At 57.4% G+C, this 22,077-nt stretch carries 14 protein-coding genes; 7 read left to right on the top strand and 7 right to left on the bottom strand.

What is annotated here, in order from left to right; genetic code table 11:
* Nucleotides 1-4 precede the first annotated feature (4 nt).
* The 4 genes from fusA to GN112_RS27725 all read right to left on the bottom strand — a co-directional run bounded on the left by fusA (nucleotide 5) and on the right by GN112_RS27725 (nucleotide 6,303).
* Complete coding sequence (fusA, locus tag GN112_RS27745) at nucleotides 5-2,038, bottom strand: elongation factor G (protein WP_155313135.1); 2,034 nt, start codon at nucleotides 2,036-2,038, stop codon at nucleotides 5-7.
* Between the two features lie 311 nt (nucleotides 2,039-2,349).
* Nucleotides 2,350-3,318 carry an electron transfer flavoprotein subunit alpha/FixB family protein gene (locus GN112_RS27735; RefSeq protein ID WP_155313133.1) on the bottom strand — a complete coding sequence of 323 codons (969 nt, stop codon included), beginning with the start codon at nucleotides 3,316-3,318 and terminating at the stop codon, nucleotides 2,350-2,352.
* Nucleotides 3,318-4,106, bottom strand: coding sequence for an electron transfer flavoprotein subunit beta/FixA family protein (locus tag GN112_RS27730; RefSeq protein WP_155313132.1), 789 nt, complete (start codon nucleotides 4,104-4,106; stop codon nucleotides 3,318-3,320). The genes GN112_RS27735 and GN112_RS27730 overlap by 1 nt, the downstream gene beginning before the upstream one ends.
* Nucleotides 4,107-4,236: 130 nt before the next feature.
* Complete coding sequence (locus GN112_RS27725) at nucleotides 4,237-6,303, bottom strand: (Fe-S)-binding protein (protein ID WP_155313131.1); 2,067 nt, start codon at nucleotides 6,301-6,303, stop codon at nucleotides 4,237-4,239.
* 245 nt (nucleotides 6,304-6,548) lie between these two features.
* Here GN112_RS27725 and GN112_RS27720 point away from each other — a divergent pair, with 245 nt between their 5' ends.
* Nucleotides 6,549-8,237: a long-chain-fatty-acid--CoA ligase gene (locus GN112_RS27720; RefSeq protein WP_155313130.1), complete on the top strand. Its 1,689-nt coding sequence runs from the start codon at nucleotides 6,549-6,551 to the stop codon at nucleotides 8,235-8,237.
* A gap of 72 nt (nucleotides 8,238-8,309) precedes the next feature.
* Here the strand turns inward: GN112_RS27720 and GN112_RS27715 are convergent, their stop codons facing one another.
* Nucleotides 8,310-10,127, bottom strand: a complete 1,818-nt coding sequence (locus tag GN112_RS27715; RefSeq protein WP_155313129.1) for an acyl-CoA dehydrogenase — start codon at nucleotides 10,125-10,127, stop codon at nucleotides 8,310-8,312.
* A 68-nt stretch (nucleotides 10,128-10,195) separates the two neighbouring features.
* The gene (locus GN112_RS27710) at nucleotides 10,196-10,858 is read right to left on the bottom strand and encodes a TetR/AcrR family transcriptional regulator (protein WP_155313128.1); all 663 of its coding nucleotides are present in this window, start codon (nucleotides 10,856-10,858) and stop codon (nucleotides 10,196-10,198) included.
* Nucleotides 10,859-11,251: 393 nt separating this feature from the next.
* On the opposite strand from GN112_RS27710, the gene GN112_RS27705 reads away from it, so the two are divergent.
* From GN112_RS27705 to GN112_RS27685, 5 genes are all read left to right on the top strand, one after another.
* Nucleotides 11,252-11,935, top strand: coding sequence for a methylenetetrahydrofolate reductase C-terminal domain-containing protein (locus tag GN112_RS27705; RefSeq protein WP_155313127.1), 684 nt, complete (start codon nucleotides 11,252-11,254; stop codon nucleotides 11,933-11,935).
* Between the two features lie 65 nt (nucleotides 11,936-12,000).
* Nucleotides 12,001-12,924 (top strand): methylenetetrahydrofolate reductase, encoded by a 924-nt coding sequence (locus GN112_RS27700; RefSeq protein ID WP_155313126.1) that lies wholly within the window; start codon nucleotides 12,001-12,003, stop codon nucleotides 12,922-12,924.
* Nucleotides 12,861-14,159 (top strand): FAD-dependent oxidoreductase, encoded by a 1,299-nt coding sequence (locus GN112_RS27695; RefSeq protein WP_331457548.1) that lies wholly within the window; start codon nucleotides 12,861-12,863, stop codon nucleotides 14,157-14,159. The genes GN112_RS27700 and GN112_RS27695 overlap by 64 nt, the downstream gene beginning before the upstream one ends.
* The gene (locus GN112_RS27690; RefSeq protein WP_155313124.1) at nucleotides 14,156-15,787 is read left to right on the top strand and encodes a hydrogenase iron-sulfur subunit; all 1,632 of its coding nucleotides are present in this window, start codon (nucleotides 14,156-14,158) and stop codon (nucleotides 15,785-15,787) included. The genes GN112_RS27695 and GN112_RS27690 overlap by 4 nt, the downstream gene beginning before the upstream one ends.
* 421 nt (nucleotides 15,788-16,208) lie before the next feature.
* The gene (locus GN112_RS27685; RefSeq protein ID WP_155313123.1) at nucleotides 16,209-17,531 is read left to right on the top strand and encodes a (Fe-S)-binding protein; all 1,323 of its coding nucleotides are present in this window, start codon (nucleotides 16,209-16,211) and stop codon (nucleotides 17,529-17,531) included.
* Between the two features lie 128 nt (nucleotides 17,532-17,659).
* On the opposite strand, the gene fdhF is transcribed toward GN112_RS27685, so the two are convergent.
* Nucleotides 17,660-20,425, bottom strand: a complete 2,766-nt coding sequence (gene fdhF / locus GN112_RS27680) for a formate dehydrogenase subunit alpha (RefSeq protein ID WP_155313122.1) — start codon at nucleotides 20,423-20,425, stop codon at nucleotides 17,660-17,662.
* Nucleotides 20,426-20,656: 231 nt separating this feature from the next.
* Between fdhF and GN112_RS27675 the strand changes: the two genes are divergently transcribed.
* Nucleotides 20,657-22,063 carry a sigma-54 interaction domain-containing protein gene (locus tag GN112_RS27675; RefSeq protein WP_155313121.1) on the top strand — a complete coding sequence of 469 codons (1,407 nt, stop codon included), beginning with the start codon at nucleotides 20,657-20,659 and terminating at the stop codon, nucleotides 22,061-22,063.
* Nucleotides 22,064-22,077: the final 14 nt, after the last annotated feature.

The following is a 22,077-nucleotide window of genomic DNA, read 5'->3' as shown; positions in this document are numbered from 1 at the left end:
AGAATCAGCCGCGATCAAAACGCGAAAACTGCATCGAAAAGGTTCCCCGGCCCTGGGTGGCGGAACGCAGGCTGGTGGAGTAACCGAACATCTGTTTCAGGGGAACCGTGGCCTTGATGATCTGAACGCCCAGTTTGGGCTCGATGGCCTCAATCTTGCCGTTGCGGGCGTTGAGGTCGCCGATCACATCGCCCATGAAATCCTCGGGGACAATGACCTCAACGGCCATGATGGGATCCAGCAAAAACGCGTTGCCCTGATTCAGTGCCTCGCGTACGGCCATGGAAGCGGCCACGGTGAAGGCGAGTTCCGTGTTGCCGGATTCCCGTGTCGTGGCCGCGTCAAGGGTCGCTTTTACATCAACCACCGGATAGCCCATGAGGATACCGCTCTCAAGGGATTCCATGACCCCTTTCTCCACCGCCTTGACCAGGGCCGGCGCCAGTGCGTCGTCGGCCAATCGTGAAGCGAACCGGTTTCCCTCACCCCGGGGCAGCGGCTCGAGGGTCAGGGTCACCTCACCATAGTGGCGATTGCCGGCCATCTCCTTGTCGAACACGGCACTGCCCGTTGCACGGGTTTCGATGGTTTCACGGTAAACCACCTGGGGCTTGCCCACGTTGACCTGGGTGTTGAACTCCCGCTGCATGCGACTGGTGATGATCTCCAGGTGCAATTCACCCATACCGGAAAGGATCATCTGGCCGGTATCCGGATCTTCGCGCACCCGCAGGGTCGGATCTTCGGCCATGAACTTGTCCAGCACCTGTACCAGCTTCTCCTGGTCGCTGTGGGTTTTGGGTTCCACAGCCACAGAAATCACCGGTTCATAGAAATCCATCTGCTCCAGCAGGATGGGATGGTCCGGCTGACACAGGGTTTCGCCGGTGGATGAATCCTTGAGCCCCACCACACCGACGATGGCCCCCGGGCCGACACTGTCCACCCGTTCGCGTTTGTTGGCGTGCATTTTAAGGATTCGGGAAAGCTTCTCTTTTTTATTGCGACCGGGGTTGTAGACGTCGCTACCGGCATTGAGCCTGCCGCTGTAGACCCGGACAAAGGAGAGTTTGCGGCCTTCAATCATGGAGACTTTGAAGATCAGGGCCGCCAGGGGCGCTTTTTCTTCGGGGGGGCAAAGGATCGTCTCACCGCTTTCCGGATGAACCCCCTTGATCGCCGGCACATCCAGCGGGCTGGGCAGGTACTGGACAATGGCATCCAGAAGCGGCTGAATGCCCTTGTTTTTCAATGCGCTGCCGCAAAGTACGGGAACGAGCTTCAAGGCGATGGTGGCCTTGCGAATGGCGTCCACGATAGTGGCGTTGTCGATGGGCTCTTCGGCCAGATAGGCCTCCATAATGCCATCGTCCACCTCGGCCAGGGTCTCGAACAGTTGCTCGCGGTACATGTCGGCATCGTCTTTTAATTCGGCATCGATCTCGCCAACGCTGAAACTGGCCCCCAGGGTGTCGTCATCCCACCGGATTTGCTGCATTTCGATCAGATCGATGACACCGGAAAATTGGTCTTCGGTCCCTACCGGAATCTGGAGGATCAAAGGCGCGGCCTTGAGTCGGTCCCGCATCATCTGAACCGTCCCGAAAAAATCGGCACCGATCCGGTCCAGCTTGTTGATGAAGGCCATCTTGGGAACTTTGTAACGATCAGCCTGCCTCCAAACGGTCTCCGACTGCGGCTCCACGCCACCCACGGCACAAAAGACGCCCACGGCACCATCTAAGACGCGCAGGGATCGCTCAACCTCAATGGTAAAATCCACGTGTCCGGGCGTGTCAATGACCTGGATGTCCCGTCCTTTCCACTGGCAGGTGGTGACTGCGGACGTAATCGTGATGCCGCGTTCCTGTTCGTCGACCATCCAGTCCATCACCGCTTCGCCGTCGTGGACCTCGCCGATCTTATGGGAACGCCCGGTATAGTATAGCACTCGCTCGGTGACGGTGGTCTTTCCGGCGTCGATATGGGCAATAATGCCGATATTGCGAATATTATTGAGTTTGTCTGTTTTTTTCATCGTGTCAGCAGCATATCTGCAGTTAAAGGGAACCCAAGTGATAAATGACCGCTCAATGTCTTTGCCGGCGCTCCATCGATCAAAATTCTCACCCGCGCGATGTCTGGGATGTTGAGCACCAGCGTGTTGACCACAGAAAATAGTGTCAATTGTCCTCAACGGCAACTGCCGGGATGATTTTCTTGAATCGCGGCACTGAAATCAACCACCGCAGTCCCATCGTCCGATACGAAAAAGACGCGGAAAACTGAATCGGCGGATTCCGATCAAAACCGGAAATCCGCCGAATTTCGTTGCTTACCAGACTGGTTTTAGAGTTCGCCGATCGCCTCGGTCAGCTCGGGCAAGAATTCGAGGATGTCGGCCTCGATGCCCACGTCGGCCACCTGGAAGATCGGGGCCTTGACGTTTTTGTTGATCGCCACGATGAACGGCGAGCCCTTGATCCCGCCCATGTGCTGGAAGCTGCCGGAGATGCCGCAGGCCATGTACACCTTGGGCTTGACCGTCTGACCACTGGTGCCCACCTGGCGGGATTTCTCCAGCCATTTGGCGTCCACGATCGGACGCGAGCAGGAGACCACCGCGCCCATGGCGTCGGCCAGTTCCTGGGCGATCTCGATGTTCTCTTCGTCCTCGATACCGCGGCCCACGGAGACCAGCACGTCGGATTTGGTGATGTCCACGTCACCGACTTCGGCTTCCACGACTTCCAGGAAGGTGCGGCCCGTGGAAAGATCGCCGGCGTCACCGGACTTGTCCTCAACGGTCCCGCCGGCAGACTTGCTCTCGTCCGGCGCAAAGCAGCCCGGACGCACGTTGATCACCGCACCGGCAGAAATGTCGCAGGTCACATGGGTGCTCACCATGCCCGAGTATTCCTGGCGGATCACCTTCAAGGTGCTGCCGTCGACGCCTTCGATGTCGGCCACGTCGGAAACAAAGGCCGAATCCAGTTTGATCGAAAGGCCCGGGGAAAGGTCCATGCCAAAGGTGTCGTGGGCCACCAGCAGGATCGCATCCGCGGGCAGTACGTTCACCAGCAGTTTGCACACCACTTCGGCGTTGGGATAGGCCAGTGCGTCGCTTGCGTATTTGAGTACTTTGGGATAGGTCGCGGCCACAGCATCGGCCACCTGGTCCAGCTCACTGCCCGATCCGGTCACGATGGCGGTTACCGCCGCGCCAGCGTCGATCTTCTTGGCGGCCTCAATCAGTTCCAGGGCCGAATCGTCGGCCACGCCGTTTCTGTGGGTGATGTATGCGTAGATGTCAGCCATTATTTCAGTCCTCCTTTGGCCTTCAGGTGTTCAATCAGTTTGGCAATGATCTCTTCGGTGCTGCCCTCGAGCATCTCGGCCCCCTCGCCCAGCTCAGGCACGAAGTAATCCACCCGTTTCACCTTGGCGGCGCCTTCGCCCACCACGCCCGCGTCCACGCCCAGGTCGCCGGCACCCAGTTCGGGAATCTCCACCGAGGCCACCTTGCGGATCCCGCGGATACCCACGTAGCGTGGCTCGTTGATGCCGGTCTGGATCGACAGCACGCAGGGCATGGATATTTCGTTCATCTCCTGGTTGCCGCCTTCGATCTCCCGGCCCACCTTCAGCTTGTCACCAGCCACCTCGATCTTGTTCACCAGCGAGGCGTAGGGAACGTCCAGCATCGCCGCCAGCATGCCGCCCACCTGCCCGGCACCGTCGTCCGCCTGGGCGCCGGTCAGGATCAGGTCGTACTTGCCCTTTTCCACCGCCGCCTTGAGCAGGGTCGCGATGCCCTTGCCGTCCGAGCCCTCGAAGGCATCGTCGGTCAAGAGAATCCCGTTGTCCGCGCCCATGGCCATTTCCCGGCGCAGCACCTCTTCGGACTCGTCGTCGCCCACCGTGACCACCGTCACGCTGCCGCCCACGTTATCGCGGATCTGAATCGCCTCTTCCACGGCGTAGTTGTCCCATTCGTTGACCGAGTACACCAGGTCGTCACGTTCGATATCGCTGCCCGAGCCGTTGACCTCGATCTCGTTCTCCGCGGTATCGGGTACCCGTTTGACGCATACCAAAATCTCCATGCTAATCCTCCTGTCTTGAAAGAACTCAATGATGAATGCTGAATTTTGAATTTTGAATGAATGGATTCTCTCATTTTAAAAGAGACCGCCTGCCTTCATTCAAAATTCATCATTCAAAATTAATAATTTCCTACTGTATATGCTGGGCGATCAGCTCCGACAGATCGATGGCCTCCATCTGCCCTTCCAGGCCGGCCACCTTGATGGCATCCTCCATATTCACCAGGCAGAAGGGGCACGCCGTCACGATCACGTTGGCACCGGCCTTGGCCGCCATCTCCACCCGCAAAACGCCCATGCGCTGTTCCTCTTCGGGTTCGTAGAACAGCATCAGCCCGCCGCCGCCGCAACAGAACGAACGGTCACGGCTGCGCTCCATCTCCACCCGCTTCAAACCGGCAATGGCGTCCAGCGCCTCCCGCGGATCCTCGTAGACGTCGTTGTGGCGGCCCAGGTAGCAGGGATCGTGATAGGTGTAAACCTTGCCGTCCCCATTGGCGCCGGTTAGCTTCAGGGCGCCCGATCGCACGCTGCGGGTGATGAACTGGCTGATGTGCTCCACCGGCGGCAGCCCGCTGTAGTCGTTCTTCAGCACGTTGTAGGCGTGCGGGTCGGCCGTGACGATCTGCTTGACACCGCTGCCTGTGATCGCATCGGTGTTCATCTCCTTCATGGTCTGAAAGAGCATCTCTTCGCCAAAGCGCCGGATCTCGTTGCCCGCGTCCTTCTCCGCCTTGCCCAGGATACCGAAGTCCGCACCCGCGCGCGAAAGGATCGTCGCCGTAGCCCGCCCCAGATCCTGCATGCGGTCGTCATAGCTGGTGATGCTGTCCACAAAATACAACGTCTCGGCCGAATCCTTGGTCAGGTCCTTCACCGTCACACCCTCGGGAAGATCCTTGGTCCATTCGGCGCGTTTCTTCTCCATCTTGCCCCACGGGTTGCCACGCTTCTCAAGGGCCTTAAGCGGCTTCTGCAGGCTCTGGGGAACCATCCCCTCGTCCACCATGCCGCGGCGCAGATCCACGATCTTGTCGATATACTCGATGCCGATGGGACACTCCTGCTCACACGCCCCGCAGGTCGTGCATGACCAGATCTCGTCCTCCTCGTAGACCGTGCCGATCAAGGGTTCACTCTTCTTGAACGGCGATCCGTACGGGTAGATGGGGTAGTTCTTGAAAAGCGTGTCGCGCCCCTTGATGGAAATGAAACGCGGCGACAGGGGCCGCCCCACGGCGTTGGCCGGGCAGTTGTCCGAGCAGCGCCCGCAGTCGGCACACGAATAAAAATCCAGAAGATGCTTCCAGGTAAAATCTTCGATCTTTTTCACCCCGAAGGATTCCAGGTCGTCCAGTTCCTCCGCCTTGATGCCGTGACGCACCGGTTTGATGTTCCCCCGGTCGATACGCATGAAAAAGACGTTGAATATCGAGGTGATCACGTGAAAGTGCTTGCCCAGAGGCAAAAAACAGAGGAAAAAGAAGAAGGTCAAGTCGTGAATATAGTAGGCGATGATGTGGATCGCCTGCAGGGTCCCTTCCGAGGAGAACATCAGAAAATTCTTGAACAACCAGACCAAGCTCAGGGGCGCCAGGAACTCGGCGTGCAGCCCCGACTGGGCGTTGGCCGCCACGCTGCTGGCCTCGAACAGGCTCTCGGAAATCATCAGGGTCGAGATCAGGCCCAGTACAAACAGCGCCTCGGCCGTGTGATCATGGCCGTACTTGGCCGGCACTTTGTACCTCTCCGGCTTGACCACGGCCCGGCGCCAGGCGGCGATGCAGCAGGCCACCAGTACGGCCGTGGCCGCGTAATCCTTGAGAACATTGTAAATGTCGCCGATGACGCCGCCAAACCCGGGCAGCACAAAATCCTCGGACAGGCCGATGATCACCAGTGACGTCGACCGGACGCTCAGCACCAGAAACCCGGCGAAGATGATGATGTGAACTACGCCGGCAACGCGGTAACGCGGCTGGCGGTACTGGCCCAGCCAGATCTTGAACACATTGAAAATACGCTGCGGGATGCGGTCAAAACGCTTGTCCGGGGCTGCTTTGACCAACGGGGCCGCCCGCAGGGCCATGATGTAGGTGAATACGGCAATCCCCACGACAGGTATCAGTAATGAAAAAAGGACCGTGGGGATAAAAAGAAAGACATACTCGGCTGGAGCGATCAACGCGGTTTCCATGTTTTACTCTTGCTCTCCCTTCGGTTTCATAATAAAATGAATAAAAATGAATGAGTACTCATTCAGTCCTTACTAAGCCCGTTGTTTCCTGTCAAGAATAGCATGACAGGCGTTTCATCTCATGTAATGCGGTGGCAACACCCCGGCGGTGGAAAAAACGGCCGTTTTTGCACCGCGGATATTCAGGCAAGAAGATTTTCACTTATTACGAACGCCAACGAAAAACAAGGAAAAAGGAGAGTGCCGTGACAACAGACAATCCTTACCGCACCAAACCTTGGTTGAGCCACTACGAAGCCGGCGTTCCCGAACACGTGAAATACGAATCCATCTGCCTGCCCGACTGCCTGAAGCGTTCTGCCAGCCGATTCCCCGACAAAATGGCACTGACCTTTCAGGGTTACCGGATCACGTTCAAGCAATTGAACGCCATGGTCGATCGATTTGCCACCGGTCTGGCCGATTTCGGGATCCGCAAGGGGGACAGTGTAGCGATTCTGTTGCCCAACGTGATCCCCTGCGTGGTGGCTTACTACGCCATTTTGCGCATCGGCGCCATTGCCGTGATGAACAACCCGCTTTACACGGACCGAGAACTGGAACATCAGTTTACCGATTCCGAATCCAAAATGCTGATCACCCTGGACCTGTTGACCAATCGGATGATCGATCTGCGGCCCGTGACGCAAATCCAAAAAATCATCTACACCAGCATCGGTGACTATCTGCCGTTTCCGAAAAACCTGCTTTTCCCGCTGGTCGGCAAAAAAAAGAAACTCGCCGCCGATGTCAAACCGGCCAAGGACGTGTATCGCTGGAAAAAGGTGCTGGCCCGCTATCCTGCCACGCCACCGGCGGTGACGCTCGCTTTTGATGACGTGGCCATGTACCAGTATACCGGCGGAACAACCGGTGTTTCCAAGGGGGTCATGCTGACCCACGGCAACCTGAGCAAACAGATCCAGCATATCATGGCCTGGTTTCCCACCTTCGACAGCAACGAAATCATGCTTGGCGCCCTGCCTTTTTTTCATGTCTTCGGCCTGTCGACAAGCATGAATCTGGCCATTTACACCGGCTGGGGAAACATCCTGGTCCCCAAGCCCCAACCCCCGCAATTGCTCGAGGCGATCAGCAAGTTCAAACCAACGTTCGCCCCACTGGTTCCCACCATGTACATCGGTATGCTCGAGCATCCCGATATCGGGGAAACCGACCTGACCTCCATTAAGGGCTGCTTCTCCGGAAGCGCCCCCTTGCCCGTTGAAGTGATCAACAAATTCGAGGAAAAAACCGGGTCGATCATCGTCGAAGGCTACGGATTGACCGAATCCTGTCCGGTAACCCACGTCAATCCGTTCAAGGGCCGGCGCAAGGTCGGCAGCATCGGGCTGCCCATCCCCGACACCGAGTGCCGCATCGTCAGCTTGAAAGACGGCCTTAGCGACGTGCCTGTGGGGGAAAGTGGTGAACTTTTCATCAGGGGCCCGCAGATCATGAAAGGCTACTGGAAGCGCCCCGACGCCACTGCTGAAACGATCACCGACGGCTGGCTGCACACCGGAGATATCGCCAAGATGGATGACGACGGCTATTTCTATATTGTCGACCGCAAGAAGGACATGATTCTTTCCAGCGGATACAACGTCTATCCGCGGGACATCGAAGAGGTCTTTTTTGAACATCCCAAGGTGATGGAAGCCTCGGTAATCGGGCTGCCACATGCCAAACGCGGTGAATTGATCAAGGTATTTGTGGTCCTCAAGGAGGGGAAGACGGCCACGGCCGAAGAACTGATGACTTACTGCCAGGGGAAACTGGCCAAATACAAATGGCCGGCGGAGATCGAGTTTCGCAAAGAACTTCCCAAAACCAATGTGGGCAAAGTGCTGAAAAAGGATCTTCGGGCCATGGAACTGGAAAAACGCCAATAAAAGCAAAAGCGGGGAACCGGTTTGAATCGGCTCCCCGTTTTTATGGCCTCTCGCCCCGGCGTTTAACAGGGCTTATTTGCCGCCAAAGGCATCTTCGGAGATCTCAACGGCAGCGGTACAGGTGGTCATGATGGCGTCCATCTTGCCCATGGTCACGGGAAGAACGGCCTGGGTAAAATAATGGGCGCTTTTGATCTGCCCTTCATAGAAATGCTGATCCTTTTTCTTGGCCCCCTTCTCCAGCTGGGTGGCGGCGATCACCGCCCGCCAGAGCAGCATCCAGGCCATGACCACATCACCGGCGGCTTCCATGAACGGGTGGGCGAAGGCAAAGGCATTCATCACTTTGGGGGACATGGCGGTGGCCCCCAGATGCATGGCCACTTCGGCCAGCCGGTTAAGGGCCTTTTCCAGGCGTGCGGCAAAATCGGCAAGTTCGTCGATGGCTTTGGCCTGGGCGAGCGTCTTTTGGATCTCTCCCATCAGGTCCATGATCGGCTTGCCCTTGTTCATCCCCAGCTTTCGGCCCAGCAGATCCATGGCCTGGATTCCGTTGGTGCCTTCGTAGATCATGGTGATGCGGCAATCCCGCAGGAGCTGCTCCTGGGGGTACTCCCGGATGAATCCGTACCCGCCGTAAACCTGAACCCCCGTGCTGCAGACGTCGAAGGCCCTGTCGGTCACATACCCTTTGCAGATGGGGATCAAAATATCGATCATTCCCTGGAGCCGTGCCTTTTCGGCCTCATCGTCGCTGACCGCGATCCGGTCGGTGAGAAAACCGGCGTAATAAAGCAGGCTGCGCATGCCTTCCACATAGGCTTTCATGGAAATCAGCATCCGACGCACATCCGGATGCTGGATGATCGGCACCGACGGCGCATCGGGATCCATCATCTGCAGCAGGTTCTTGCCCTGAACGCGCTCCCGGGCGTAGTTGACTGCGTTCATGTAGGACGCACTGGCGCAGCAGAACCCCTGCATCCCCACCAGCAGGCGCGCTTCGTTCATCATCAGAAACATGGCGCGCATGCCCTTGTTCTCCTCCCCCAACAGCTCCCCCACACAATTGCCTTTGCCGCCCAGGGTCAGTGAACAGGTGGCGTTGCCGTTGATGCCCATCTTATGTTCGATCCCGGTGCAGACCACATCGTTGAATTCCCCCAGGCTGCCGTCGTCGGCCACCCGATACTTAGGGACCAGAAACAGCGAAATTCCCCGGGTGCCCGCCGGCGCGCCTTCGATTCGGGCCAGTACCGGATGGACGATGTTTTCGACCATGTCGTGTTCACCGGCGGAAATAAAAATCTTGCTGCCGGTAATGGAATAAGTGCCGTCGGGATTCTTTTTGGCGCTGGTGGAGAGGTTGCCCACGTCGGAGCCGGCTTCGGGTTCGGTGAGCAGCATGGTGCCGGTCCATTTGCCGGTAAACATGTTTTTGAGGAACCGTTTCTTCTGCCGTTCGGTACCAAACGCCTCCACCAGCAGGGCCGCCCCGTGGGTCAGGCCCGGATACATCATAAACGCGCAGTTGGCACCATTGAAATAGTCACCGGCAGCCAGGGCCACCGTCCTGGGCATCCCCTGCCCGCCGTAGGCCGGATCTTCGGGCATGGCCAGCCATTCTCCTTCGACAAAGAGATCGTAGGCGCGTTTGAAACTCTCCGGCACGGATACCTGGCCATTATCAAACCGACACCCCTGTTCGTCTCCCTCCCTGAAGGTTGGCAGGATCTCCTTGATCGCCAGATTGCGGGCCTCGCTGACGATCATGTCGATGGTTTTTTTTCCGAATTCGGCATACTTGGGATGTTTGCTCAACCCATCGACGATCAGTTGTTCATGCAGCACGAAATCGACGTCTCTTCGATCAGCAATTACTTGTGCCATGGTATGATTCTCCTTATTATGGCAGAATTATGGCGGACGGCGTGCCGGAACGTCCCGGGCATACGGCGCTATCCGGTTGGATGGTCGCCTGTTGATCCGGTATTGCGGCAACCCCCGATACCGCTGATGAAAAGATCCACCAGCGGATCGGCCATGGTTACCAGATCATATTGCCCGCCGGCATGGATCCACGAATTGATCACTTCGTCCACCGCACCGTTGATAAACCGTTTGACCAACCCCATGTAGAGATCTTTGCGGATGGCCCCCTCTTCCTGTCCCAGTTCCACCACCTCCGAAATGATATCCCGGTACATTTTGGACATCTCTTTGAGGTTTTCGTCATTGCGGCGGTAATACTGATGGGTCTCGGCCTGGTAGACGATGGCCATGTTGCGATCCTTCTGGAATTCCTGGAGGTGGACCCGGATCAGGCAGCGAAGCTTCTCTTCCGCAGTTTTCGATCGGTTGACCACGTCGCGGAACCGTTCAAAAATCTGGCGCGTCTTATATTGGTAAAATTGAACCAGAATATCGTCTTTGTTCTTGAAATAAAGATAAATCGTTCCATCTGCAACGCCGGCCGCCTTGGCGATCTGGGCGATGGTCGACTGAAAGAAGCCCTGCTCGGCAAAAACCTTGATGGCGGCGTCCAGGATGCGCTGGTATTTGTCGGTATTTTTCTTTTTTGCGATAATAAACCTCTCGATCAAATATGAATGAACATTCATTCATATCTAACAGAGGCCAAAAGCGCCTGTCAAGGGTTAACCGCCACGTGCTGAAAAAAGCGGGATCCGCGCGCTATTTAACCAGCTCGAATAATAGCGCATTGATCTGTTTTGAGTCCCAAACCGGGCCACCGCCTGCAAGGAAATGCCACGCAGCCCGCCAAAAAAATGAAGGGATATTCATTTAACGGTTTGCAAATCCCTCCAAACAGCTGATTGGGGCCCAGATTTTATAATGAATCCTTTATATATTGACAGAATTGCTTCGCTCTGCTTAATTTCGTTTTTTGGCTCACCCTTACATTTCACGCTCGCCCCTTTTTACATCATGCGTGCGGTGTATCACCCAGCATGGCAACGACCCCGTGCCATGACAAACAGGAGGAATGTCAAATGATTGTTGCGGAACGAAAGCCCATTGAAGAGATCAGGGCCATGGTGAAAGACTTTAAAAAAGTCCTCACCGTGGGATGCGGCACCTGCGTGGCGGTATGCCTGGCAGGCGGAGAGAAGGAGGTCGGGGTGCTCAACTCCGAACTGAAAATTGCCCGTCGCATGGAGGGCGATCCCATCGAAACCGGCGCGATGACGGTGGAGCGGCAATGCGACATGGAATTTCTGGAGGAACTGGACGGTGTGGTGGATGAATACGATGCGCTCATCTCCATGGCCTGTGGCGCCGGCATTCAGTTCCTGGCCGAACGGTTTCCTGAAATCCCCGTATTTCCGGCGGTGAATACCTCCTTTATCGGCGTCAACCGGGAAGTGGGATGGTACGAGGAAAAATGCCGGGCCTGCGGTACTTGTGTACTGGGAATGACCGCCGGCATCTGCCCGGTAACCATGTGCGCCAAGGGCCTTTTCAACGGTCCCTGTGGGGGGACCAACAAGGGCAGCTGTGAAATCAACAGCGACCAGCCTTGTGCCTGGTACAAAATCCACGAACGCCTGGCCAAACAGAACCGCCTGGCCAATATCCTGGAAATCTGCCCGGCCAACGACTGGCGCAACCAGACGCCGCGGACCATCGTCCAACCGGGTTATCAAGAGCGCCTGACCGCATTGGGGATCAAGTAGCTGAAGCGGCGCGGCAACGAAACACCAACATGGAACATGTCAATCGCAAATAGAGGGATTACTACATGAAATCAGGAAGCAATCTGGAAAAAATATTGCGCGCCGGTCATTTTGCCTTCACCGGAGAACTGGGTCCGCCCCGCGGATCCAACGTAGAGGCGGTGCGCGAAAAGGCAAAACCGTTGGTCGGCAATGTGGATGCCGTCAATATCACCGACAACCAGACCGCCATGGTGCGGATGTCCAGTTGGGCGGCCTCGCTGATCGCCATTGAAGAGGGACTGGAACCCAACTACCAGATGGTCTGCCGCGACCGCAACCGGCTGGCCATGCAGGCCGACATTCTCGGTGCCTCGGCACTGGGCATCCGCAACATGCTCTGCCTGTCCGGCGACCACCAGCAGTTCGGCGACCACCCTCAGTCCAAGGGTGTTTTCGATATCGATTCCACCCAGCTCATCGGCACGGTGAAAAAAATGCGTGACGAGGCCAAATTCCTGGGCGGTGCCGATATCGACGGCCCCCCGAAACTGTTTATCGGCGGCGCCGCCAACCCCTTTGCCGAACCCCACGAGTGGCGGGTGCACCGCCTGGCCAAAAAAGTGGCCGCCGGCGTGGATTTCGTCCAGACCCAGTGTATCTTCAATATGGAACGGATGCGCACCTGGGTAAAGGAAGCCGTCGACATGGGTCTTACCGAGAAGGTATACATCCTCGCCGGCGTGACCCCCATGAAGAGCATCGGTATGGCGCGCTACATGCAGCTCAAGGTACCTGGCATGGACGTTCCCAACGAAATCATCAAACGCCTCCAGGGCGTCGACAAGAAGAAGGTGGCTGACGAAGGCATCAAAATCGCCTGCGAACAGATCGAAGAGTTCAAAGAGATGAAGGGCGTCGCCGGCGTTCACCTCATGGCCATCGAATGGGAACACAAGGTGCCGGAGATTGCCGAACGCGCCAATGTCCTGCCCAGACCCGTGGTCTGATCACTACCGACCATCCATTGTCAACCAACGATCACCAAAGGAGTTTTCACGTGAGTACTGAATCGAAAAAAGTCATGGTCATTGGGGGCGGGATCGCCGGTCTAACGGCAGCCTGGGAGCTTGCCGGCCTTGGCGCAGAGGTTGCGCTGGTTGAAAAGGCCGACTTCCTTGGCGGACACGCCATCCAGTACGCCTGTAAAGCCACGGACGAATGCCGCCAGTGCGGGGCCTGCGCCGTGGAAAAAATGCTCAAGAACGTGGTCAACGAACCGGCCATTTCCGTCCACCTGGCCACAGAGGTGACCGGCATCAATAAAAACGGCAATTTCAAGGTCAGCTTGAAAAAAGGCGATGTCAGCAAAGACACCGCGGCCTGTGCGGACGGCTACACGGCCAACCCGGCGGGTTGCACGGCAGTCAAGGGCTACTCGCTGAACAACGCCAAATTTTATCAGGCCGACGGCAGCCTCAATCCGGAAACCACCGGCAATGCGGACGCCCTCGAGGTGGACGCCGTGGTCGTGGCCACCGGTTTCAACGCCTTTGATCCACGCATCAAATCCACCTATCGCTACGATGAACTGGATAACGTCATCAGCGGCCTGGATCTGGAAAAAGGCAAACGCGCCAATGGTGTTGTGCTGCGCCCCTCGGACGGTCAGCCGCCCAAGAAAGTCGCCTTCATCCAGTGTGTGGGCAGCCGCGACGAGCGTTTGGGCAACCTGTGGTGCAGCCAGGTCTGCTGCCCTTATGCCCTGCGAACGGCCCAGTCCATGAAACACAAGGACCCGGAACTGGAGATCACCATTTTCTACATGGACATCCAGAACACGGGCAACGATTTCCCTGTTTTCTACCAGCAGTGCAAAGATGAAATGACGTTTGTGCGCAACATCCCCGTGGACATGTATAAAACCGACGACGACCGCATCCGTACCCGCTTCATGGCTGCCGAAGGCAGCAGTGAAGCCATCCAGGAGGTGTTCGATCTGGTGGTGCTCTCCGTGGGCATTATGCCGTCCGCCGACAACGCGGCCCTGGCCGAGACGGTCGGCGCGCCGCTGAACGGTGACGGTTTCTTTGCCTGCGCCGAGAAATTGAACCGGGTAACCACCGGCCAGGAAGGCGTTTTTGTGGCCGGTACCGCATCGGGACCGAAAACCATTGCCGAATCCATCGTCCATGCAGGTCAGTCTGCCGGCGAAGTGATGAAATATCTGGGGAGGGCCTCATGACAGAACAAACGCAAATGGAAACCATCAACCTGTCCACCGACGTCCTGGTGGTGGGTGCCGGCATGACCGGCGCGAAAGCCGCCACCGAAATTGCCGCCAGCGGATACAAGGTGGTGCTCATTGACGGGGGCGCTGCCGCCGGTATGGGTGTGGCCGATGTTGACGGTGAAGAGCAGGCGGCTCTGGACGCGCTCATGGAAACCGTCAACGGGTCGGAGATGATCGAAATGCTGCCCGGCACGCGCATGGATGGCGCCGCCGGCGTTCCCGGTGACTTCCGGGTGTGGCTGTCGGGCAATGACGACATTGTCGAAAAATCGGTAGGCGCCATTGTCGTGGCCTCGGAGCTGGTCTCCTCCCCGATGAACGACGCCTATGGTCTGACCCTTTCCGAAACGGTGCTCAGCCAGAGCCAGCTGGAAGCCGCCCTGAAAACGGATCCCGCCGCCTTTTCCGGCAAGTCGGTGGCCTTTCTCATGGGACTGGCCCAGGACGGCAATCCCCTGGTGCTGGAACGGGTGCTGAAAAGCGTTTTGGCCATGGAAAACATGGCCGACACCAGCGCTTACGTTCTGGCCGGCGATCTGAAGGTTGCCGAAGACGGCCTGGAACGACTCTACCTGGAGTGCCGCGACAAGGGCGCCATGTATATCAAACTGACCGGCATGCCGCAGGTGGCCCAGGAAGGCGCCGCCCTCTCGATCACCTATGAGGATCCGGTGCTGCAGCGCAATGTGGAACTGGCTCCGGACATTGTTGTCGTCGAAGAGGCCATCGGTGCCGATGAGGTCAACGCCGCCCTGGCCGACATGCTGAAAATCGATGTGGGCCCCATGGGATTCCTGCAGACCGACAATGTTCACCGCTACCCGGTTTCGACCAATCGCGAAGGCATCTTTGTGGTCGGCGGCAGCCGCCGGGTGAAAAAACGCTACGGCGCCCTGATGGACGCGGAAAACGCCGCCCTGCGGGTGCGTGGCCTTCTGGGCGACGGGACCATCAGCGTACCGGTCGACAAGGCGGTCATCGATACGGGCAAATGCACCTTCTGCCTCACCTGCTACCGCTGCTGCCCCCATGGTGCCATTTACTGGGAAGCGGAAAATAAACCCGTTATCTCCAAAGTGGCCTGCCAGGGCTGCGGGATCTGCGCCTCGGAGTGCCCCATGGACGCCATCCAGATCGGTGAATTCAACGATGCGGCCATGATCGAGACGGTGAGCCGGTCGGCAGCCGAAAAATCCGGCGATGCCCCCACGATCGTGGCCTTCTGCTGCCAGAACAGTGGTCTCGAGGCCGCTAAGATGGCAGAATCCTTCGGCATGCCGCTGCCCGAGGGCCTGAAAACCGTTACCGTACCCTGTGCCGGCAAGGTGGATGTGGATTATGTCATGCGTGCCCTGGCCGAAGGCGCCGACGGCGTGGTGATCATGGCCTGCCATAACGGCAACTGCAAGTCGGAAAAGGGCAGCCTGTACGCCGGCTGGCGTGCTGCCAATGCACAGAACATGCTTGAAGCCATCGGGGTCGAAAAAGAACGCATCTGTTTCGCCACCACGGCATCGAATATGGGGGCTGACTTCTCATCCATCGTGATGGCCATGGAAGCCCAGTTGAAAGCCAAATAAATCCCCGCTAAGGATCGGGGATGAAATTAATTGAACGTAATTGCGCCGGGCTTGTGTTCGTCTTCAAGGCGCATCAAGGGTTGCATACCGGGAGTATGTGGCCATTGATGCAACGCGGAAGACGGGCGCAAGAACAAGCAATTTCGTTTAATTAATAAAATTTCCGATCCTAAGAAATCCCGATAACGCGCGTTCCTGCAGATTCAGACTGCAGGAACGCGCGTTTTTTTCAGGCGAACCGATCCCCCTCCCCAACACACTCACCGCTCACTCGACGGTGGCAACCGGCAACCGACCACCCTGCCGTTGAAATATTTTTTCCTTGTATTTTGCCGTTTAATTATCAATAAATACAAACTTGACTATTTTTGTCGAATATGGAATCGTCGATGGTAAACCAACAACGGAGGAAATAACAGAAATGGCTGATGAAGCGATCAAGCTCGGCGGCAAGAAACGATCCGTTTTCATCGACAAGGTAAAGGAGATCCTCCCCGAGGGGGGAAACCTGAACTTGTGCCTGACCTGCGGCGCCTGCTCATCAGGCTGTCCGGCAACGGGTCTGGAGGGAATGGATCCCCGGAAATTTTTACGCATGGCGGCTCTGGGCATGGACGAAGCAGTCCTGAGCACCAAATGGATCTGGATGTGCAGCATGTGCCAGCGCTGCATTTATGTCTGCCCCATGAAAATCGACATCCCGCAACTGGTTTTCAATGCACGGGCCCAGTGGCCCCGTGACCAGCGGCCCAAGGGGATCCTCGGGTCCTGCGACGTGGCCCTGCGCAATGACACCTGCAGCGCCATGGGTGCTACGGAAGAAGATTTCCAGTTCGTCGTCGAGGATGTTCTCGAAGAGTACCAGGAAGCCCAACCCGAGTTCGCTGAGATGCAGGCGCCGGTCAACAAACAGGGTGCCGAATTCTTCCTCAATCAGAATTCGCGCGAACCGGTTACCGAGCCGGACGAGATGGTGCCCCTGTGGAAGATCCTGCACCTCGTCGGTGCCGACTGGACCTATGGCACCAAAGGGTGGGCGGCAGAGAACTACTGCATGTTCCTGGGTGACGACGAAAGCTGGAAGCACATCGTCGAAGTGAAAAAAAAGGCGGTAGAGGACCTGGGCTGCAAGGTCTGGCTCAATACGGAGTGAGGGCACGAACTCTTTGCAGTCCGGGCCGGACTGAAAAAATTCAACCTCGAACCCAACTTCGAAGTCAAAAGCATCATTCAATACTACGCCCAGTGGATCCGCGAGGGCAAACTGAAGGTCAGTTCCGACTGGAACAAGGATCTTAAGATCAAGTTCACCGTCCAGGATCCCTGCCAGCTGGTGCGCAAGAGCTTCGGCGACCCCGTGGCCGAAGATCTGCGTTTCGTGGTCAAATCCGTGGTCGGTGAAGAGAATTTCGTCGACATGTATCCCAACCGGTCCAACAACTTCTGCTGCGGTGGAGGCGGCGGTTTCCTGCAGTCCGGCTATCCGGACGAACGACGGGCCTACGGCAAGCTCAAGGCCGATCAGATCCTGGCGACCAAGGCGGCTTACGCCATCACCCCCTGCCACAACTGCCATGCCCAGGTTCATGACCTGAGCGATCAGTTGGGGCACCCTTGGCAGACCGTCCACCTGTGGACCCTGATCTGCCTCTCCCTGGGCATCCTCGGTCCCAACGAACGCGAATACCTGGGAGACGATCTCAAAGAGGTGAATGTGTTCCACCCCGAATCGTCCAATTTCTGATTCATCCCGGGCAAGCGACAAACAAAACCGGCTCTCCATTTGGGGAGCCGGTTTTTTTATCCGATCCCGATAAAAAAACGGACGGGATATCCTTTCCCCGTCCGTTTCGTTAAATCTAAGATCTTCTCTTATGCGGCCTTGGAGACCTTCACCGCACACACCTTGAACTCCGGGATTCCGCAGACGGGATCCAAGGCCGCGTTGGTCAGTTTGTTGGCCGCAGCTTCTGCAAAGTGGAAGGGAATGAAAACAGTGCCTTCCACGGCCTTGGGTGAAACATGCACCCGGACCTTGATCTGCCCGCGCCGTGAAGTAATGGTCGCCCGATCACCATCCGCAATCCCCATGCCCACCGCATCACTTTGGGTGATCTCCACAAAGGATTCCGGTGCCCGTTCGTTGAGCCCATCAGTCTTCATGGTCATGGTGCCGGTATGGTAATGGTAGATCACCCGGCCGGTGGTCAGATAGAGTGGATAGTCGTCATCGGCCACCTCTGCCGGAGCCTTCCATTCGAGATCGTGAAACAGGCCCTTACCCCGGGTGAATTGGGCACCATGCAGAATCGGCGTCCCCGGATGTTCAGGAGTCGGACAGGGCCAATGGATGCCCACCTGTTCGATGCGGGGATAGCTGATCCCCGCGTAGGAGGGGGTCAGACTGGCCAGTTCGTTGAAAATGGTCTCGCTGTCCTTATAGGACATGGCGTACCCCATGCGGGTGGCAATCTCGCAGGTGATCTTCCAGTCGTCCTTGGCCAAACCCGGCGGGTTGACTGCCTGGCGAACCCGCTGCACCCGCCGCTCGGTATTGGAAAAGGTGCCGTCTTTTTCGGCAAAACATTTGGAGGGCAGCACCACATCGGCCATCTTCGCGGTTTCGGTGAGAAAGATATCCTGCACCACCAGGAAATCGAGATGCTCGAAACAGTGTTCGGCGTGGTTCAGGTCGGGATCGGAGACCAGCGGATTCTCTCCGATGATATACAGGGCCTTGATTTCGCCGGTGCCGGCCATCGGCACCATGTCCGTGACCTTGAGCCCGGGCGTGGTGGGCAAGCCGGTCACGTTCCAGGCCCGCTCTATCTTCCCGATGGCGTCGAGATTGTCCACCGTCTGATAGCCGGTGAGCACATTGGGCAGCCCGCCCAAGTCGCAGGCGCCCTGAACATTGTTCTGCCCGCGCAACGGGTTGACCCCGCCGCCGCGAATGCCCATGTTGCCGCACAGCATGGCCAGGTTGGCCAGGGATTTGACATTGTCCGTTCCCGTGGTGTGCTGGGTGATGCCCATGCAGTAAAGGATGCTGCCGGCCGGCGCCCCTGCATAAAGCCTTGCTGCGGTGATCAACTGCTCGGCCGGGATACCGGCAATCGTTTCGACATATTCCGGCGTGTATTTCTCAACAACGGCCTTCATGGCCTCGAAATTCTCGGTACGCTGCTCGACAAAGGCCTTGTCGTGAAGATCTTCTTTGATGATCACGTGCATCATGCCGTTGATCCAGGCGACATCCGTACCCAGGTTGGGCCGAATCCACTGCTCGGCAAACTCGGTCATCTTGATCCGCCGCGGATCCACCACAATAAGCTTGGCCCCCCGACGGGTCACGGCCCGTTTCACAAATGTAGAGATCACCGGATGGTTCTCGGTAGTATTGGAACCGACAATGAGGATCACATCGGCTTCTTCGATATCGCCGATGGTGTTGGTCATTGCGCCACTTCCAAACGCTGCGGCCAGCCCGGCCACTGTGGAGCTATGTCAGAGCCGGGCGCAATGGTCGATGTTATTCGTTTTCAGCACCGCCCGGGTAAACTTGTGGGCAATGTAGTTCTCCTCGTTGGTCACGCGCGCCGAGGTGAGCACCCCGAGGCTGTCGCTGCCGTGGGTGTCGCGAATGGTTCCCAGCCGCTCGGCCACCAGATCCAGGGCTTCATCCCAGCTGGCCTTGCGGAACTCTCCATTCTCCTTGATCAGCGGGTCGGTCAGCCGCTCCGGGCTGCCAATGAAATTGTAGCCGAAGCGTCCCTTGACGCACAGGCTGCCGTGGTTGGGGGCCTCGTCCACGCCGGTCACCTTGACCACCCGGTTGTCCTTGACGTGCAGGTAGAGCTGGCAGCCCACCCCACAGTAACTGCAAGTGGTACGAACCTTTTCGACCTCCCAGGGACGTACCTGGTAGCGCACGTCCTTTTCCACCAGTGCGCCCACCGGACACGCCTGCACGCATTCGCCGCAGAACACACAGTCGGAGTCTTTCAAGGGCCGGTCGCCGGCGGCGATGATTTTGGTGGCCGCTCCGCGGTAGCCGAAGCTGATCGCATTGTTCACCTGCACCTCGTTGCAGGCCTGAACACAGCGGCCGCAGAGAATGCAGCGCGAAAAGTCGCGCACGATGAAGGGGTTGACCGTTTCCATGGGATATTTCTCTGGCGTGCCTTCAAACCCCTCGCCGGTCACCTGGTAGCGGTAAGCCAAATCCTGAAGCCGGCAGTCGCCCCACACCGGACAGAGGGCATCGCTTCCGTCGGCGCGCTCCACCCCCAGCTGAAACTGGGTGAAATCCCCGTCATCCCGGCCACGAACGGCGCAGTTGTGATTGCCCGAAGATAGCATCAGGCGCAGGATTTCTCTGCGCGCGGCCACCACCTCCGGGGACTCGGTGCGCACCACCATGTTGGCGGACGCCGGTGTGGAACAGGCCGGCAACAGGGTGCTGGCACCCTCCACCTCCACCACACAGATCCGGCATGCCCCGGTCGGCGTGGTTCCTTTGAGATGGCACAAGGTGGGGATATCGATGTTCCCGCGTCGGGCCACATCAAGAATGGTCTCCCCTGTTTCAAAGGGAAGTTCGTTGCCGTTGATCACCATCAGGTTCTTTGGTTCCATAAGCAGGGCTCCTTTGGGAAGGGTCCGGTACAAGCACGCGGATGTCGCTGTTAACCTCTCATTTAAGCCTCTTTTTCCTATAGAGAAAAAGCGCTTTTGTCAATCCACGAATGCCCGCTGACAGGGAAAGTCTGGACAGGCAATCATTTTATGTGTATCAATATGGCGACATGTCGTCGATTGGATACATAATCTATTTTAGCCACGCCAGCAGAAAAAAGGGGACGGTCAATGGCAAAACCGCGACCCGGTGACCTTCAATATCTCCAGGAGCAACTGGAACTGTTTGGGCTGATATTCGACAGCATTCACAACGGGGCCATTGTAACCGATACCAAAGGCATCGTCACCCATTTGAACAAACCGTATGCGGATTTTCTGGGCGTTTCCGTTGCCGACTGTATCGGCAAGCACTGCACCGATCTGGTGGAAAGCAGCCGCATGCATATTGTTGCCCGCACCGGACGGCCTGAAATCAATCACATGCAGATGATCCGTGGACAAAACATTGTGGTCTACCGGTTTCCCATAAAAAAAGAGGGACGCGTGATTGCCGCATTCGGTCTGGTCATGTTTCAGGATGTCGGCGAGATGGTCAAGCTGGCCAAGCGGATGTACGATCTCGAATCCCAGCTCAAACGCTACAAGAAGGGATTGGTCACCCTTCGATCCACCCATTACACCCTGGATAGTATTATCGGCAACAGTCGCACCATCGCCGAACTGAAACAGGATGCCCTGATGGCGGCAACAAACGACTATCCGGTGCTGATCGTCGGGGAGAGTGGAACGGGAAAGGAACTTTTTGCCCAAGGCATCCACCATGCCAGTCTCCGGGCGATTCACCCTTTCGTCCGGATCAATTGTGCCGCCATTCCCAAGGACCTTTTGGAGGCCGAGCTGTTCGGTTATGATCGCGGTGCTTTCACCGGTGCCCGATCGGCAGGCAAACCGGGAAAGTTCGAACTGGCCCACCATGGGTCGATTTTTTTGGACGAAATCGGCGACCTGCCCCTTGACATGCAGCCCAAATTGTTGCGCGTGCTCGAGGAAAAGGTCTTTGAACGGGTCGGTGGAAACACCGTGATGCAATCCGATTTCAGGATTATTGCCGCCACCAACCAGAACCTGGAGCGACGGATCAGGGAAGGCGGCTTCCGCCGGGATCTTTATTACCGGCTGAATGTCATCTCATTGAGCATCCCACCGCTGAGGGCACGGACGGAGGATATCGTGCCCATCGCCCGGCACCTGCTGCGGCGTTCATCGCAGCAGACCGGTAACTCTGAAATCGGAATCAGCCCGGCGGCGGTTGATGCCCTGCTCAGCCATTCGTGGCCGGGCAATGTCCGCGAGCTTTCCAATGTTCTCGACCGTGCCCTGGCCACCATGGGTGGGGAAACCGTCGAACCGGGAGATCTGCCCGTTGGGCTCAGGCCAAAAGCGGCCATGCCCGCCGATGCGGGCACGGCCCCGATCCACCAGATTCAAGCCGATGCGGAGAAAGCGGCCATTGTCGCCGCCCTGAAAAAATCCGGGAACAACAAAGTCAAGGCCGCGGCCCTGCTGGGCATTCACCGCACCCTGCTCTATAAAAAAATGAAAAAGCATGCCATCGCCCTGGACGGCAGGGAGTAAGTGTATCCCATTTG

Origin of the sequence: Desulfosarcina ovata subsp. ovata, from assembly GCF_009689005.1 — a bacterium.
In the GTDB taxonomy this organism is placed as follows: Bacteria; Desulfobacterota; Desulfobacteria; order Desulfobacterales; family Desulfosarcinaceae; genus Desulfosarcina; species Desulfosarcina ovata.
Note: the sequence above shows the minus strand (reverse complement) of the source record. Positions and strands in the feature narration are given on the sequence as shown.